Source organism: Alphaproteobacteria bacterium HT1-32, assembly GCA_009649675.1.
Lineage (GTDB): Bacteria > Pseudomonadota > Alphaproteobacteria > Rhodospirillales > HT1-32 > HT1-32.
Map to the genome: position 1 here is coordinate 2180982 of WJPL01000001.1, position 16127 is coordinate 2197108.

The 16127-nt window shown below is 59.4% G+C and carries 14 protein-coding genes and 1 tRNA gene; 10 read left to right on the forward strand and 5 right to left on the reverse strand.

Annotated features, from left to right (window positions below; all coding sequences use genetic code 11):
* The first annotated feature begins 173 nt into the window (after window positions 1–173).
* The 4 genes from apaG (at window position 174) to argE (ending at window position 3966) form a co-directional block, all read left to right on the forward strand.
* A complete protein-coding gene (gene apaG, locus GH722_10355; protein ID MRG72174.1) occupies window positions 174–572 on the forward strand; it encodes a Co2+/Mg2+ efflux protein ApaG in 399 nt (132 codons plus the stop codon).
* A gap of 81 nt (window positions 573–653) precedes the next feature.
* A complete protein-coding gene (gene folE / locus GH722_10360) occupies window positions 654–1274 on the forward strand; it encodes a GTP cyclohydrolase I FolE (protein ID MRG72175.1) in 621 nt (206 codons plus the stop codon).
* Between the two features lie 125 nt (window positions 1275–1399).
* Window positions 1400–2806, forward strand: a complete 1407-nt coding sequence (locus tag GH722_10365) for a potassium transporter TrkH (protein MRG72176.1) — start codon at window positions 1400–1402, stop codon at window positions 2804–2806.
* Window positions 2806–3966, forward strand: coding sequence for an acetylornithine deacetylase (argE, locus tag GH722_10370; GenBank protein ID MRG72177.1), 1161 nt, complete (start codon window positions 2806–2808; stop codon window positions 3964–3966). The genes GH722_10365 and argE overlap by 1 nt, the downstream gene beginning before the upstream one ends.
* A gap of 18 nt (window positions 3967–3984) precedes the next feature.
* Here the strand turns inward: argE and GH722_10375 are convergent, their stop codons facing one another.
* Window positions 3985–4839: an alpha/beta fold hydrolase gene (locus tag GH722_10375; GenBank protein ID MRG72178.1), complete on the reverse strand. Its 855-nt coding sequence runs from the start codon at window positions 4837–4839 to the stop codon at window positions 3985–3987.
* Window positions 4840–4951: 112 nt separating this feature from the next.
* Between GH722_10375 and GH722_10380 the strand changes: the two genes are divergently transcribed.
* The 6 genes from GH722_10380 (at window position 4952) to GH722_10405 (ending at window position 12517) form a co-directional block, all read left to right on the forward strand.
* Window positions 4952–5860 carry an NAD-binding protein gene (locus tag GH722_10380; protein ID MRG72179.1) on the forward strand — a complete coding sequence of 303 codons (909 nt, stop codon included), beginning with the start codon at window positions 4952–4954 and terminating at the stop codon, window positions 5858–5860.
* Window positions 5861–6116: 256 nt separating this feature from the next.
* Window positions 6117–8123 (forward strand): transketolase, encoded by a 2007-nt coding sequence (gene tkt, locus GH722_10385; protein ID MRG72180.1) that lies wholly within the window; start codon window positions 6117–6119, stop codon window positions 8121–8123.
* Window positions 8123–9316, forward strand: a complete 1194-nt coding sequence (pgk, locus tag GH722_10390) for a phosphoglycerate kinase (protein MRG72181.1) — start codon at window positions 8123–8125, stop codon at window positions 9314–9316. The genes tkt and pgk overlap by 1 nt, the downstream gene beginning before the upstream one ends.
* A 58-nt stretch (window positions 9317–9374) precedes the next feature.
* Window positions 9375–10460, forward strand: a complete 1086-nt coding sequence (locus GH722_10395; GenBank protein MRG72182.1) for a fructose-bisphosphate aldolase class II — start codon at window positions 9375–9377, stop codon at window positions 10458–10460.
* 399 nt (window positions 10461–10859) lie between these two features.
* Window positions 10860–11759, forward strand: coding sequence for an NAD-binding protein (locus GH722_10400; protein MRG72183.1), 900 nt, complete (start codon window positions 10860–10862; stop codon window positions 11757–11759).
* The gene (locus GH722_10405; protein ID MRG72184.1) at window positions 11756–12517 is read left to right on the forward strand and encodes a TIM barrel protein; all 762 of its coding nucleotides are present in this window, start codon (window positions 11756–11758) and stop codon (window positions 12515–12517) included. Before GH722_10400 ends, GH722_10405 begins: the two co-directional genes overlap by 4 nt.
* Window positions 12518–12555: 38 nt before the next feature.
* Here the strand turns inward: GH722_10405 and GH722_10410 are convergent, their stop codons facing one another.
* The 4 genes from GH722_10410 to rodA form a co-directional block, all read right to left on the reverse strand.
* Window positions 12556–13992 (reverse strand): aldehyde dehydrogenase family protein, encoded by a 1437-nt coding sequence (locus GH722_10410; GenBank protein ID MRG72185.1) that lies wholly within the window; start codon window positions 13990–13992, stop codon window positions 12556–12558.
* A 454-nt stretch (window positions 13993–14446) separates the two neighbouring features.
* Window positions 14447–14522, reverse strand: a tRNA-Lys gene (locus GH722_10415).
* Between the two features lie 88 nt (window positions 14523–14610).
* Complete coding sequence (locus tag GH722_10420) at window positions 14611–14859, reverse strand: hypothetical protein (protein MRG72186.1); 249 nt, start codon at window positions 14857–14859, stop codon at window positions 14611–14613.
* Window positions 14860–14989: 130 nt separating this feature from the next.
* A complete protein-coding gene (gene rodA / locus GH722_10425) occupies window positions 14990–16105 on the reverse strand; it encodes a rod shape-determining protein RodA (GenBank protein ID MRG72187.1) in 1116 nt (371 codons plus the stop codon).
* Window positions 16106–16127 lie beyond the last annotated feature (22 nt).

Sequence of the window (16127 nt, forward strand, 5' to 3'; positions counted from 1 at the left end):
CGCTGGCAAAATTGCTGCGGTACCGGTTTTTCTGAAGTCGAACCACATCCCCAATTGTCTGCTGCATGCCGTTGACCCACTTCCCGAGCAGGGGCAACTCGCCCGAGGCTGGACAGGGCGGAGGGGGGGAATTAAGTGTTTGGCCTTCTGAGTGAGAGCAAACAAGGCAGAAAATGGCGGACTACAGCGAAACCACGGAGAATATCACGGTAACGGTTGAGCCGTTTTATCTCGATGAGCAGTCCGAGCCTTCAGATGATCATTATCTCTGGGCCTATCGTGTGGTTATCAGCAACAATGGTAATGAAGTGGTTCAGTTGCTGAACCGGCACTGGAAAATCACCGATGCCGGCGGCCGGATGGAGGAAGTGCGCGGTCCCGGTGTGATTGGTGAACAGCCGGTGCTGTCTCCGGGGGAGAGTTTTGAATATACCAGCGGCTGCCCGCTTTCGACGCCGTCCGGGTTCATGGTTGGCACTTATGAAATGAAGCGCGAGAACGGTGACCTGTTCGACATTGCGATTCCGGCTTTTTCCCTCGACAGTCCGCACAGTCACCCGGTCATTCACTGATCCTGCGGGTAAATCCGCACTTGCAAGCAGGTCGGCTGATCCACATTTCAGAGGTTCGGTCGCAGATGAGAGGATTTCAACGTGAACGCAATCGATAAGCTGGCCCCGGCACTTGGTGGCAAGGAAGGTCGTCCAAGCCGTGAGGATGCAGAGGCCGCCGTCCGTACCCTGATCAGGTGGAGCGGTGACGACCCTGACCGTGAAGGGCTGCTGGATACGCCGAACCGCGTGGTCCGTGCCTATGAGGAATTCTTCGCCGGTTATGAGCAGGATCCGGTTGAAATCCTGAGCCGCACCTTTGAAGAGACCGATGGCTATGATGAAATCGTGGCCCTGCGGGATGTGCGGCTGGAAAGCCATTGCGAGCATCATATGGTGCCGATCATCGGCAAGATTCATATTGCCTATCTGCCGCGCAAGCGTGTGGTCGGCATTTCCAAGCTGGCGCGTGTTGTCGACATGTATGCCAAACGGCTGCAGATTCAGGAGAAGCTGACAGCGCAGATTGCCAATTGCATTCAGGATGTGCTGGAACCGGAAGGGGTGGCCGTTGTCGTTGAGGCCCAGCATCAGTGCATGACAACCCGTGGTGTTCACAAGCCCGGGGTGACCATGGTGACGAGCCGTCTTCTCGGCGCTTTCCGCGATAATGCGGAGAGCCGGAAAGAGGTTCTGACCATTCTGGGTGTCGGTGCCCGCTAGGGAATTTGACCGGCGTGCTGGACAGCGCCGCCTTTTAGCCTGACTCTGCGCGCAACGGACAGCCGGGGCGCTCGGAGACTTTTTTGCCGGACTTTCGACCTATACTCTTTGTTATCGGACTGCTGATGGCGACACTGGCCATCGGTATGTGCCTGCCTGCCATCATCGACATTATTCGCGGTGACGATGACTGGAAGGCATTTGCCGCGTCCGCGGCGGGCACGTTCTTTATCGGTATCAGTCTGATCCTGACCTGTCGCGGCGAGGATATGCGCCTGACCATCCGGCAGGCCTTTCTGCTGACCAGCCTCAGCTGGGTGGTGCTGACCACCTTTGCCGCCCTGCCTTTCACTTTCTCGAAGCTGGAAATGTCCTATACGGACTCCTTCTTCGAGGCGATGTCAGGCATCACCACCACCGGTGCCACGGTGATCACCGGCCTCGATTTTGCGCCGCCGGGCATTCTGCTGTGGCGCGCTGTCCTGCAATGGCTTGGCGGCATCGGAATCATCGTCATGGCGATTGCGGTTCTGCCGATGCTGCGAGTTGGTGGTATGCAGCTGTTCCGGATGGAAAGCTCCGACCAGTCCGAGAAAGTTTTGCCACGGGCCGCACAGATCGCCAGTTCAATTGGCCTGATCTATGTCGGTCTGACACTGGTCTGGGCCGTCATGCTGTGGTTTGCCGGTATGGGCAAGCTGGAGGCCGTGGCCCACGCGATGACCACCATCGCGACGGCCGGGTTCTCGACGGCGGATGCGTCGATCGGTCATTTCGACAGCGCCGCCATCGACTGGATCATTACCTTCGGCATGATCGCCAGTGCGCTGCCTTTTGTGCTTTATCTGCAGGCCTTCCGGGGACAGCCCCTGGCCCTGCTGCGGGATACACAGGTCCGCTGGTTCTTCAGCATAGTTGGCGCTGTGATTGCGGCTCTTGTGGTCTGGCAGACCTTTGCAAATGGCGAGCCCTGGTATGACGCACTGCGTTATGTCTCGTTCAATGTGGTGTCGGTGATGACCGGGACCGGCTATGCGACGGCGGATTACGACCAGTGGGGAACCTTTGCGCTGGTGATGTTCTTTGTCGTCATGTTCATCGGCGGCTGTGCCGGGTCGACGACCTGCGGCATCAAGATTTTCCGGTTTCAGGTTCTCTATGCCATGGCGGCGGCGCAGATGAAGACGTTGCTGCAGCCGCATGGTGTTTTCATACCTTATTATAACCGCCGGCCGATTTCCGAGACGGTGGGCCTGTCCGTGCTGACCTTCTTCTTTACCTTCGTCTTTTGTTTTGGGGTGCTGGCGATGGGGCTGGGGCTGGCCGGCCTCGACTTCCTGACGGCGGTTTCCGGCGCGGCGACTGCGATCTCCAATGTCGGTCCGGGCCTTGGCCCGATTATCGGTCCGTCGGGTAATTTTGCGACCCTGCCGGACAGTGCGAAATGGATGCTCAGCGCGGGCATGCTGATCGGGCGTCTGGAAGTGCTGACCGTATTGATTCTGCTGACCCCGGCTTTCTGGAAAGAATGATGGACGGACCCCGCTATACCCCGCGTGAGATGATTGCGAAGCTGGTCTCCTTCGATACCACGTCGTCGCGTTCCAACCTGCCGCTGATTGATTTTGTCCGCGACTATCTCGCTGCCTGGGGCGTCGAAAGCTACGCGGTGCCGAATGACGAGGGCACCAAGGCCAATCTGTATGCGGCTTTCGGTCCGCTGACGGAGGGCGGCGTGGTGCTCTCCGGTCACACGGATGTGGTGCCGGTCGAAGGCCAGCCCTGGGTCACCGACCCCTGGGAAGTGGTGGAGAAGGACGGCCGCCTGTTCGGTCGAGGTACGGCAGATATGAAAAGCTTTTCGGCAATCGTTCTGTCCCGTCTGCCGGAGCTTGTGTCACGCCCCCTGAAACGCCCGATCTATCTTGCCTTGTCCTATGACGAGGAAGTCGGTTGTTTTGGAGCACCCCGGATGATCCGTGAACTGGTGGACCGTTTTCCGAAACCGGCCCTCTGTATCGTCGGCGAGCCGAGCATGATGGGCGTGGTCGATGCCCATAAGAGCATTTCAAGTTTTCGCACGACGGTGACCGGTTTTGAGGCGCATTCCGCCCATACGGACAAGGGTGTGAACGCGGTCGCGATTGCCGCCCGGCTTGTCAGTTTTCTGCATGACATCGCCGATGAATTCCGCAGCCAGGGCCCCTTCAATGAACGGTTCGACCCGGCTTATACAACGATGGGTGTGAATGTTATCTCCGGCGGCACGGCGAATAACATCGTTGCCCGGGAATGCAGCTTCAACTGGGACTGCCGGACCATTCCGGGGCAGAGTTCCGCTGACATTCTGGCGCGCCTTGAAGGCCGCGCTGCAGAGATGCTGCCGGCCATGCGGTCCGTTTTCCCGGAGGCTGATATACAGACCGTGCAACTGGCCTCGGTTCCCGGCCTGATGCCGGAAAGCCCGTCACCGGCGGCAGAACTGGTCCACCGGCTGACCGGGCGCAATGCCACGACCACGGTCTCCTATGCGTCAGAGGGCGGACAGTTTCAGGAAGCCGGTCTGTCGACGGTAATCTGCGGACCGGGCAGCATTCTGCAGGCGCATCAGCCCAACGAATTTATCGACCTGACGGAAATCGAAGCCTGCAACGCCTTCATCGGCAAGCTGATGGACTGGGCAGAGGGCTGACCTTCAGCCCTCTGATCTTCAGCCCCGTTCCTCGACCCGGCTGAGGATGCCCGTCAGGGTTTCGACGAAGGCATCCGTCGCTTCATACATCACCCAGTGACCGGCTTTCGGGATGACATGGAATTCTGCATCCGGCTGAACCCGGCGCAGCATGTCCCGGCGCATATCGATGCGCGGGATGGCCGTTGCATCCAGTGCGCCCCAGATTCCGGCAATCGGTGCGATGATGTCCGGCAGCTTCCGGGCCAGCGTGTCCGTGCCGGAAATGGGCCGGCTTTTTGTGCGGGCGCGTCCGGTGTTGGTGACCTGCATATGCATGGCCAGCTCATCAATGGCATCCGGGTCGGCCAGCATCAGCTCGGCCAGATTGTGACGGTGGACATCCAGCTTCTGCTGCTCTGTCATATGACGTCGGCGCGGCCGCAGGTCGATTCCGGCAACACGCGGCAGCCCGAGGCCACCGGCGCCGATCATCGTATAGGAGCGGGCACGCTCTCCCAGAAAGGCAGCAGAGTAGCCGGACAGAATTGATCCGAAAGAGAACCCGGCGATATGTGGTCGCTCACCCGGTTCCAGAATCTGATTGAGGCCGGTGACGCAGACTTGCGCCAGCCCTTCAGCTGTATGTGGTTCCGGCGGAACTTCTGAATCACCCATGCCGGGCAGGTCCGGAACCAGCAGCCGGTAACGCTTTGACAGGGGCTCGATACAGCGAACCCAGTGTATCCAGCTGCCATAGCCGCCATGCATCAGCACCAGCGGATCACCCTTCCCCCAGCTGCGCCAGACCATATGTCCGTCACCGCAGGGCGTGTGAAGATGTGAAGCTGTACCGTCGAGGTCGTCGAGAATTTTCAAAGGATCAGTGCTCATTCCATGGCGATATGCTAAAGACCGGACAAAATCAAGTGGACCATGAAAACAAGATGTTATTCGATGGCCACCTGATCTTCGGTAACTGCTGTTTTTTCAATGGGAGAGTAACGTGAGCGAATCATCAAAAAAGGTTGGGTTTGTCGGCATTGGCAACATGGGCGGGCATATGGCCGCCAATCTGGTGAAGGCGGGGCACAGTGTTTGCGTTACCGACGCCAGTGAAAAAGTTGTCAGCGAGTTTCTGGACCGTTGCCCGACCGCAACGAAGGCCGCCAGCCTGAAAGACCTTGCGGCGCAGTCTGAAATTATCATCACCATGCTGCCGCAGATCGATATCGTGAAGTCGGTTCTGTTTGGTGATGGCGGTGATTCGCTGATTGCCGGATTCGCGCCGGGCAAGCTGCTGATCGACATGTCCTCATCCGACCCGATGAAAACCCGCGACCTGCAGGCCGATCTCGCCGGGCGCGGGTTTGATTTCATCGATGCCCCGGTATCCGGCGGTATCAAGGGCGCAGAAGCCGGTTCGCTGGCAATCATGACCGGCGGGTCGGCTGATCTGGTCGACCGGGCCGAGTCCGTTCTGCAGGCGATGGGTGCCAATGTGTACCGTTGTGGCGGTCCGGGTGCCGGACAGGCGACCAAGGCACTGAACAATCTTGTCAATGCTGTCGGCATGGTCGCCACGATCGAGACGCTGCTGATGGGCAAGGAATTCGGCCTCGATCTGGATAATTTCACGGATGTGGTGAATGCCTCGACAGGCCGTAACGGTACGACCGAGCGCAAGGTGAAGCAGTTCTTCCTGCCCCATACCTTCAATTCCGGGTTCTCCATGGACCTGATGGTTAAGGATATCACCACGGCGATGCGGATCGGTGAAGATGCGGGGCTGCCCAATAGTGTCCTGACCACGGGCGTGAAAGCCTGGCTGGAGGCTCAGAAAGACCTGGGTGCCGGCCATGATCATTGTGAAATCTCTGCCTGGATGGAAAAAATCTCGGGCCGGACGCTTTAAGCGGGTCAGAGCATTTATCCGCAACATGTCATCCCGGCAGCGACCTGTCGTTTGACGGGATGACATGATGTGGTTGTCTGGAGGGGCAGGTGTTTTGACTGGCTTATGTGATGAAGCACTGTCCCCGGTCGTGAAGATCAGGCTGATTTGCCGTGACCCCGAATAGTTTTCCACAGGCTATGCCCCGTTTTCGGTCGATTCTCCGGGGAGGGCGGGTATAAAGGCCGCGACTTTCAGCCCTTCAGGAGCTTTACCTATGCCCGATTCTTCGTCCGCGGCTACCGCGACCCACGAAGAGATGGCGAATGCCATCCGTTTTCTTGCTGCCGACGCTGTTCAGAAAGCCAATTCTGGTCATCCGGGAATGCCGATGGGCATGGCGGATGTGGCGACGGTTCTGTTCAAGGATTTCATGAAGTTTGATCCGACGGCTCCGAACTGGGCTGACCGGGATCGCTTCGTGTTGTCGGCGGGGCACGGCTCGATGCTGCTTTATGCCGTTCTTCACCTGACGGGCTATCCGGATATGACGAAGGCGCAGCTCGAGAATTTCCGCCAGCTTGGCAGCATCACCGCCGGTCATCCGGAATATGGTCATGCAACCGGCATCGAGACGACCACCGGCCCGCTGGGGCAGGGGATCGCAACCTCCGTCGGTATGGCGCTGGCCGAACGCATGATGGCCGCCCGCTTCGGTGACAATCTGGTCGATCATTATACCTATGTCATCGCCGGTGACGGGTGCCTGATGGAGGGCATCAGTCATGAAGCCGTGTCGATGGCCGGGCATCTCGGCCTTGGCCGTCTGATCGTCCTGTTTGATGACAATTCGATTTCCATCGACGGTTCTACCGACCTGTCCGTCTCTGATGATCAGCCTGCCCGGTTCAAGGCATCCGGCTGGCATGTACAGTCCATTGACGGTCATGACCCGGAAGCCATCGCGAAGGCGATCAAGGCGGCGCAGCGTCAGAAGGGCAAGCCGTCGCTGATCTGCTGCAAGACCACCATCGGTTTCGGGGCGCCGACAAAAGCCGGTACTTCCGCAACCCACGGCGCGCCGCTCGGCCCGGATGAAATTGCCGGTGCCCGCAAGGCGCTGAACTGGCCGCATGCACCGTTTGAAATCCCGGCCAGTGTCAAGGAAGCCTGGGAACAGTCCGGCAAGCGCGGCAAGGCAGCCCGCACCGCCTGGGAAAAGAAGCTGGCGAAGGCAGATGCCGGCCTGCGTGATGAATTTGTCCGGGTTTCGACCGGCAAGCTGCATGACGGTTTCAAAGCCGCCGTGAATGCCCACAAGAAGCTGATGTCGGAAACCGCACCGAAGCTGGCGACTCGTGTGGCCTCCCAGAAAGCCATTGAGGCGATCTTCCCGGTGATGCCGGAAATGGCTGGTGGTTCTGCCGATCTGACGGGTTCAAACAATACCAAGGTTGCCGGTCAGAATCCGGTCAGCCGTGACGATTTCTCCGGGGCCTACATCTATTACGGTGTCCGTGAACATGGTATGGCCGCGGCGATGAATGGCATCTCGCTGCATGGTGGTTTCCGTCCCTATGGCGGGACCTTCATGGTCTTTACCGATTACTGCCGTCCCTCGATCCGTCTGTCGGCACTGATGCAGCAGCCGGTTGTCTATGTCATGACCCATGATTCCATCGGACTTGGCGAAGATGGCCCGACCCATCAGCCGGTCGAGCATCTGGCCAGCCTGCGGGCCATGCCGAATGTCATGGTGATGCGTCCCTGCGACGTGGTCGAGACCATGGAATGCTGGGCGCTGGCGCTGGAATCAACGGATGCCCCGTCTGTTCTGGCTCTCACCCGTCAGGGCCTGCCGACCATCCGCACCCTGCACACGGAAGAGAACCTTTCCGGTCGCGGTGCCTATGTGATGTTTGAAGCGGAAGGTGGCCCCCGTGCGGCAACCATTCTGGCAACCGGTTCTGAAGTTGAACTGGCTGTTGCAGCCCGTGCCGAACTGCAGGCTGCGGGTATCCCGACGGCGGTTGTCTCCATGCCCTGTCAGGAACTGTTCGACCGGCAGGACGCAGCCTACAAGGCTTCCGTTCTTGGTGCGCCGGGCAGCCTCCGGGTGTCAGTCGAGGCGGGCATCACCTGGGGCTGGGAGCGTTATCTCGGTGACAATGGTGTCGCGATCGGCATGACCGGCTTCGGCGCCTCTGCGCCTGCAGATCAGCTTTACAAGCATTTCGGCATCACGTCGGATGCCGTGGTGGAAGCGGTGAAGGCACGGGTCTGATGAGCGACTTCAACACCATTGATGATCTGGATGTCAAAGGTAAGACTGTCCTTGTTCGCGCCGATCTGAACGTGCCGATGCAGAATGGGGTTATCTCTGATGACACCCGTATTCGCCGCTTTGTCCCGACGGCGAAAGATCTTGCGGCGGCAGGTGCAAAGGTTGTGATCCTGTCCCATTTCGGCCGGCCCAAGGGCAAGGTTGATCCGGCCAGCTCACTGAAGCCGCTGGCTGGCCCGTTGTCTGAGGCGCTTGGTGCGCCGGTGGCGTTCGGTGACGACTGCATCGGCACACCGGCCCGGGCAGTGATTGGCAATTGTGCACCCGGCGGCTTTGTGCTGCTGGAGAATCTCCGCTTTCATGGCGGCGAGGAAGCCAACGATAACGATTTTGCCGATGCGCTGGCGGAACTCGGTGACATCTTCGTCAATGACGGGTTTTCGGTTTCGCACCGTGCCCATGCTTCTGTCGAAGGCCTCGCCCGGCGGCTGCCGAATGCAGCAGGGCGTCTGATGCAGACGGAACTGGATGCATTGCAGAAGGCGCTGGGTAATCCGGAACGTCCGGTCTGTGCCATCGTCGGTGGTTCCAAGGTTTCGACGAAACTCGATCTGCTGGGCAACCTGGTCGGCCGGGTCGACAAGCTGGTGATCGGCGGCGGCATGGCGAATACCTTTCTGGCCGCACTGGGAACGGATATCGGCAAGTCGCTTTGCGAACATGAAATGCTGGATACGGCCCGCGCCATCATGGGCAAGGCCGATGCGGCGGGATGCGAGATTGTACTGCCGCGTGATGCCGTTGTTGCTGCAACGCTGTCAGAAGGGGTCGAAACCGATGTTGTTGAAGTCGGTGGCGTGCCGTCCGACAAGATGATTCTTGATGTCGGGCCAATGGCTGCAGCATCTCTCTGTGATTTGCTGGAGACCTGCAAGACACTGGTCTGGAACGGCCCGCTCGGTGCGTTCGAGTTCAAACCGTTCGACGAAGGCACCAATGCGGTTGCCCGGAAGGCGGCAGAGCTGACCCGCGACGGCCGCTTGCTCAGCGTTGCCGGTGGGGGCGACACGGTATCTGCACTGGCGACGGCTGGTGTTCAGGAACAGTTCACTTATGTATCATCAGCAGGTGGTGCCTTTCTGGAATGGCTGGAAGGCAAGACGCTTCCGGGTGTCGCCGCGCTGGAAAGGTAATCACGACCGGGAGGGCAGCCCCAAGCGATAGCCCCCCATTTACGAACGGGAGAGAAAAATGGCTTTGATTTCAATGCGTCAGATGCTGGACCACGCAGCCGAACATGGTTACGGCGTGCCAGCCTTCAACATCAACAATATGGAACAGATGCTGTCGATCATGTCGGCGGCCTCCAAAACCGAGTCGCCGGTTATTCTGCAGGCCAGCCGCGGTGCCCGCGCTTACGCCAATGATATTGTGCTGCGCCACCTCATTCAGGCGGCTGTTGAAATGTACCCGGATATCCCGGTCTGCATGCATCAGGATCACGGTAATAATTCCGCCACCTGCTTCTCTGCCATTCAGAACGGCTTCACCTCCGTCATGATGGACGGCTCGCTGGAAGAAGATGGCAAGACCCCGGCTTCCTACGACTATAATGTCGAAGTCACGGCGAAGGTCGCTGAGACCGCGCATCAGGTTGGTGTGTCTGTTGAGGGTGAACTGGGCTGCCTTGGTTCGCTTGAGACCGGCGAAGGCGAGAAGGAAGACGGTCACGGCTTCGAGGGCAAGCTCGACAAGGATATGCTGCTGACCGATCCGGAACAGGCCGCCGATTTCATCAGCCGTACCCATTGCGATGCGCTGGCCGTTGCCATCGGCACCAGCCACGGCGCCTATAAGTTTTCCCGCAAGCCGACCGGCGACATTCTCGCCATGAACGTCATCAAGGCGATTCACGAGAAGCTGCCGGACACGCATCTGGTCATGCATGGCTCTTCTTCCGTACCGCAGGACCTGCAGGACATCATCAACGAGTTTGGTGGTGAAATGCCGCAGACCTATGGTGTGCCGGTTGAGGAAATCGTCGAAGGCATCAAGTTCGGTGTCCGTAAGATCAACATCGACACCGACAACCGGATGGCCATCACCGGCATGTACCGGAAAGTCGCTGCCGAGAAGAAAGCGGAAATCGATCCCCGGGCCTTCAACAAGCCGGCCATCGCCGCGATGGAGAAAGTCTGCATCGCACGGTTTGAATCCTTCAACACCGCCGGTCAGGCCAGCAAGCTGAAAGCCATCCCGCTCTCCGACATGGCCGCCCGCTACGCCTCCGGCTCGCTGGCCCCGTCAGTCAAGCAGTCACAGGCTGCTGCACAGTAAGTACAGGTTACCGTGTTATCCAAAACCCGTTGTTCCGGATCAGTTTCGGGACAACGGGTTTTTTTTATGCCTTTCAGAACTCCTCTGACATCACTGTGAGGATTGCCGGGAAAGATCCTGAAACGAGTTCAGGATGAGGCTGGCAGGGCTGACAACCAAGGCTGGCTGTAAAAGGCCGGGGTCAGATGTCTTGCCCCTTCTCTTTTTCGCTCCTTTTTCCCTCATCCTGAATCCAGTTCAGGATCCCTCACAATTGACACTCCGGCTGTTGTCGGACGTTCCTGAAACGAGTTCAGGGCAGGGAGGGGTAATATGATCTGTGGTTACGCTCAGGTCTTTGCTTTCGGGTGGAAAGCCGGATGATGTGGGCAATGAACGGGAGAATGACGGATGGGTGATATGATGCGGATTGGCGTGTTTGGTCTGGGATCGATGGGCTATGGCGTGGCGCAGTCGCTGCTGCGGGCCGGTCATCAGGTCTGGGGCTTTGATCCGAACCGGGCGCAGGTCGAGAAATTTGTTGGCGAAGGCGGCAAGACGGGTGTCGCGGCGGCGGTGGCTGACGACCTCGATATCGCCGTGCTGGTCGTCCTCAACGCCGACCAGACGCGGATGGTGCTGACCGGTGACGAGGGGCTGATCGGCCGGATGCCGGACGGTGCGGGGATTATCTCCTGCGCAACCGTGTCACCGGACTTTGCCCGCGAGATGGAGGCGGCGGCGGAAGCGGCAGACCTGCATTATCTCGATGCGCCGATATCCGGTGGCTCGGTGAAGGCGGCCGAGGGCAGGCTGTCGGTGATGGCGGCAGGCCGGCCCGCAGCCTTTGCCGCCGTGAAACCGGCACTGGACGCTATGGCGGAGACGATATTCCAGCTGGGTGACAGCGCCGGGCCGGGTTCGGCCATGAAGGCAGTGAACCAGTTGCTGGCCGGTGTGCATATCGCGGCGATGGGTGAAGCCATGACCTTCGGCATGACACAGGGTGTGGACCCGGCGAAGCTTGTCGAGGTGATCAGTCAGTGCGCCGGAACCTCCTGGATGTTCGAGAACCGGGCACCGCATGTGGTCAGGGGCGATTACACGCCCCATTCGGCGATCAATATCTGGCCGAAAGATCTGGGCATCGTGCTGGACATTGCCCGTCAGGCAAAGTTCGGGGCTCCGCTGACCGCGGCCGCCCTGCAACAGTTTCTGGCCGCCGCCGGGTCCGGGCTGGGTGGTGAGGATGATGCCGCCGTGGCCAAGGTCTATGCCCGCAATGCCGGACTGACCCTGCCGGAAGGAGAGAACAAATGAGCTTTCGTTTTTCGGCCAATACCGGGTTCCTGTTCAAGGAGCGCCCGTTCATGGATCGCATCCGTGCGGCGAAAACAGCGGGTTTTGATGCACTGGAATTTCACGACGAGGCGCGGGGTGAAGACCCGGCAGCCCTTGATGATCTGCTGGCAGAGGTGGGTCTGCCGGTTTGCGGGATGAATGTCCGGATGGAGGGTAAGCCGGGCTGTTCTGCCATTCCCGGGCAGGAGGATCAGTTCCGGAAAGATATTGATGAAGCCGCCGGGATTGCCGGGCGCATTGATGCCGGGGCCATTCATGTGCTGGCCGGTGTGGCAGAGGGGGCGGAAGCGCGGGCGACTTATATCAGAAATCTGACTGTCGCGCTGGAGGCAACGGACAGAACGATCCTGATCGAACCGCTTTGTCAGACCGCGATGTCCGGTTATTTCCTTCGCACAGTGGAGCAGGCGGCAGAGATCATCGCAGAGATCGGAAATCCCCGCCTGAAGATCATGTTCGACTGTTTTCATGTCGGGATGGAAGATGGCCCGTCAGAAGTTGCAGACCTGTTCCGCAAACATGCGGGTATTATCGGTCATGTACAGATCGCGTCGATACCGGACCGGGTTGAACCGCTGTCCGGCAACCTGCTCTATCCGAATCTGCTGCCGGCGTTCCAGGCTGCCGGATATCAGGGGGCTTTTGGCTGCGAATATATTCCGGCGGGTGGCGATGATGATGCCGGGCTGGCCCGCCTCCGGCACTCTCTGCTGTAATACCGAGAGGCCGGGGACGTGCCGGTTGGCCGTGGGCGTCAGACCATCGCCGTTACATAACGTGTTTCCAGATAGGCCTGAATGGCTTCGGCGCCGCCTTCGGTACCATAGCCGGAATCCTTGATTCCGCCGAACGGAACTTCCGGGAGGGACAGGCCCATATGGTTGATGGTCAGCATGCCGCTTTCAACTTCCTGACCGAGCCGCTGAATGGTTTCGGCAGATGAGGAGAAAGCATAAGCCGCAAGGCCGAAGGGCAGGCGGTTGGCTTCGGCAATCGCGTCATCATGGCCGGAGAAGCGATTGATGACGGCGACCGGGCCGAACGGCTCGTCATTCATGATCTTGGCGTCTGTCGGTACGTCAGTCAGCACCGTCGGCTGGAAGAAATAGCCCTTGTTGCCGATGCGCTCGCCGCCGGTGGCAAGCTTCGCCCCTCTGCCGGTGGCGTCACTGATCATGTCCTCAATGACGGGGATGCGGCGTTCGTTGGCCAGCGGGCCCATCTCTGTGCCGTCTTCCAGTCCGTTGCCGATCTTTACCTGCTCCATCCGGCTGACGAAGCTGGAAATGAACTCGTCGGCAACCCCGTCCTGTACCAGAAAACGGGTTGGCGAGATGCAGACCTGACCGGCATTGCGGATCTTGAACGGTGCCATGATGTTGATGGCGCTTTTCAGATCAGCGTCATCATAGATGAGAACCGGCGCATGACCGCCCAGCTCCATGGTGGCACGTTTCATATGCTGTCCGGCAAGGGCGGCGAGATGCTTGCCGATGGGGGTCGATCCGGTGAAGGAAATCTTGCGGATGACCGGATGCGGAATCAGATATTCCGAGATTTCGGCAGGCACACCGTAAACAAGGCTGATGACCTCTGCCGGAACGCCCGCATCGGCGAAGGCGCGGATCAGCTCAGCGGGTGAGGCCGGGGTTTCTTCCGGTGCCTTGACGATGATCGAACAGCCGGCTGCCAGCGCGGCAGAGAGCTTGCGGACGATCTGGTTGATCGGGAAGTTCCAGGGGGTGAAGGCGGCGACCGGGCCAACCGGCTGCTTGATCGCCATCTGGGTGACACCGGCGGCGCGGGCGGGGATGATCAGGCCATAGGCGCGGCGGGCTTCTTCGGCAAACCAGTCGATGGTGTCGGCTCCGCGCATGATCTCGCCCACGGAATCGGCCAGCGGCTTGCCCTGTTCGCGGGTCATCAGCCAGCCGATGTCGTCGGCCCGTTCGCGCAGGATATTGGCGGCCTTGCGCATGATCTGGTAACGGTCGAAGGCAGGGGTGGCGCGCCAGATGGCGAAACCTTTCTCCGCCGCCGCAAGCGCCTCGTCCAGGTCCGCCGTGCCCGCCATGGCCAGACGGCCGATTTCTTCCTCGGTCGCCGGATCAATGACCGGCAGCGATTTACCCGCCTTGCCGTCACGCCATGTACCGTTGATGAAAAGCTTTACGTCAGGATAAGTCGGCATAAGAGAACCCTCGTCTGAATGTCAAAAGCACCGGCTGGTAACCGTGTCGCGGGAAAGGCACGGCGAAAGCCATGCGGGCAGCGAAGATACCGCCCGACAGACAGACTTGTCACGGCTTCGGTTCCAGACTGACAGCTTCTGAAGGTGCGGGCCAGATTCGAGCCGGTGTCCCGGATTTGCAGCCCGGTGCATGAATCAATTCTATCACCGGCCAATCAGGTATCTGAGCCAAGGTGGTACGCAACCTTCCACATAACAACAGCTATGCAGGCGCCTGCAAAGCTGCTCACCTGATCTGCGATTTCCCAGGTCACTTGGCTCGGCTGCATGATACTGCGCCGTGACTAAAAGAAAATGCCCCGGATTGACTTGCCGATCCGCCACACTTGACGAGTGGCCTGGTACTCATTGGCGGTTTGTTTTATGAGAATTCCCGCTAACCCTTTGAAAGGGTTGGTGGGCGCACCAGGACTCGAACCTGGGACCCGCTGATTAAGAGTCAGCTGCTCTACCAACTGAGCTATGCGCCCGCCTTAAGCGGAGACGCGGTTCTAGCGAAGGAGCGGGGGGCTGTCGAGATAAAATGCACGGGGATGGCGTGAAAGGTGACGGTGGGGCCTAGTCAGACGGGGAATCGCTGCCCGGCATCCCGGTGACCGGGGAATCTGAAGGCTGCTCGGGGAGGTCATCTGCTGTGCCCTGCATCTCGCTCAGCAGATCGAGCAGGTCCGGGCTGAAAGCCCCGAGTTTCGACAGTTCTGTCAGATTGCCCTTGTCAGGATTATCAGGGGCAACAATGCCGGTCCGGGGCGTGTCAGATGTGGCGTCTGTTCCGGTTACCGGTGTTTTCGTTTCGTTGTCGGCCATTGCGTCCCCCTCCCTTGTCGTCCCAGTCTATATTCAGGGCAGAGGGATGTTTTGGTAATCGTGGGAACTACGTAAGGGAAATAGCGTATTGCCGGAAGTGACGGATGTCACAGACAGGCCGGCCGGTTGCTCAGGTCTCTTCCTCGCCACGGCGACCGAAGGGCACGTCGCGGTGAATATAGACACACATCAGCAGGCCGAATCCCATCAGCAGGGTCAGCATTGCGGTCCCGCCATAGGAAATCAGCGGCAGGGGAACACCGACCACAGGGACCAGCCCCATGACCATGGCGATATTGATGAAGACATAGAGGAAGAAGGTGACGGTTACCCCCATGGCCAGCAACCGGCCAAAGTGGCTGCGCGATCGCATGGCGATGAAAACACCATAGATCAGCAGCAGGGCATAGAGACCGAGCAGACCCAGCCCGCCGATCATGCCGAATTCTTCCGCCAGCATGGTGAAGACGAAATCGGTCTGCTTTTCCGGCAGGAAGCTGAGATGGCTTTGTGTCCCCTGCAGGAAGCCCTTGCCGAACATGCCGCCGGATCCGAGGGCGATCTTGGATTGCAGGATATGATAGCCGGCACCCAGCGGATCGGTTTCCGGGTCCAGGAAGGTCAGCACGCGCTGTTTCTGATAGTCGCGCAGGAACTGCCAGGCAATCGGGATAGAGGCGAGAGCGGCCACGCCACCGGCAATAAAGACCCACAGCCGGACCCCGGCCAGAAACATCAGCACAATCCCGCCGGCCGCCAGCATCATCGCGGTCCCGAGGTCGGGCTGACGCAGTACCAGGGCGGTGGGCATCAGGATCATGATGATCGGTGGAATGAACGAGGTAACGCGGTTGACGTCTTCCAGATTGATGCCGTGAAAATAGCGGGCCAGTGCAAGGACGAGAGCTATTTTCATCAGCTCGGAAGGCTGAACCTGTATCGGGCCGACGGCAATCCAGCGCTGTGCGCCCATGCCGATGGAACCAAACACTTCCACAGCGATCAGCAGGACAAGTACCACGACATAGGCCAGATAGGCGGATCGCAGCCAGAATCTGATATCCAGCAGGGCGATGAACAGCATGATGGCCATGCCGACACCGAAACGCGCCATCTGTCGTGTGGCCCATGGGTCAAAGTTTCCGTTGGCGGCGGAATACATCATCGCGAAGCCGACGGAGGCCGTTGCCAGAATGAGCAGGATCAGCGACCAGTTGATCTGCCAGATCTTCTCCCGCAGGGTCATTTCGCTTGTGCGGCTGGAAATC

Coding starts and splice junctions, on each gene's coding strand:
- GH722_10400 (MRG72183.1), top strand. CDS start 10,860: ATGATGCGGATTGGCGTGTTTGGTCTGGGATCGATGGGCTATGGCGTG.
- apaG (MRG72174.1), top strand. CDS start 174: ATGGCGGACTACAGCGAAACCACGGAGAATATCACGGTAACGGTTGAG.
- GH722_10375 (MRG72178.1), bottom strand. CDS start 4,839: ATGAGCACTGATCCTTTGAAAATTCTCGACGACCTCGACGGTACAGCT.
- argE (MRG72177.1), top strand. CDS start 2,806: ATGGACGGACCCCGCTATACCCCGCGTGAGATGATTGCGAAGCTGGTC.
- GH722_10405 (MRG72184.1), top strand. CDS start 11,756: ATGAGCTTTCGTTTTTCGGCCAATACCGGGTTCCTGTTCAAGGAGCGC.
- GH722_10395 (MRG72182.1), top strand. CDS start 9,375: ATGGCTTTGATTTCAATGCGTCAGATGCTGGACCACGCAGCCGAACAT.
- GH722_10365 (MRG72176.1), top strand. CDS start 1,400: ATGGCGACACTGGCCATCGGTATGTGCCTGCCTGCCATCATCGACATT.
- GH722_10420 (MRG72186.1), bottom strand. CDS start 14,859: ATGGCCGACAACGAAACGAAAACACCGGTAACCGGAACAGACGCCACA.
- GH722_10410 (MRG72185.1), bottom strand. CDS start 13,992: ATGCCGACTTATCCTGACGTAAAGCTTTTCATCAACGGTACATGGCGT.
- rodA (MRG72187.1), bottom strand. CDS start 16,105: ATGACCCTGCGGGAGAAGATCTGGCAGATCAACTGGTCGCTGATCCTG.
- pgk (MRG72181.1), top strand. CDS start 8,123: ATGAGCGACTTCAACACCATTGATGATCTGGATGTCAAAGGTAAGACT.
- tkt (MRG72180.1), top strand. CDS start 6,117: ATGCCCGATTCTTCGTCCGCGGCTACCGCGACCCACGAAGAGATGGCG.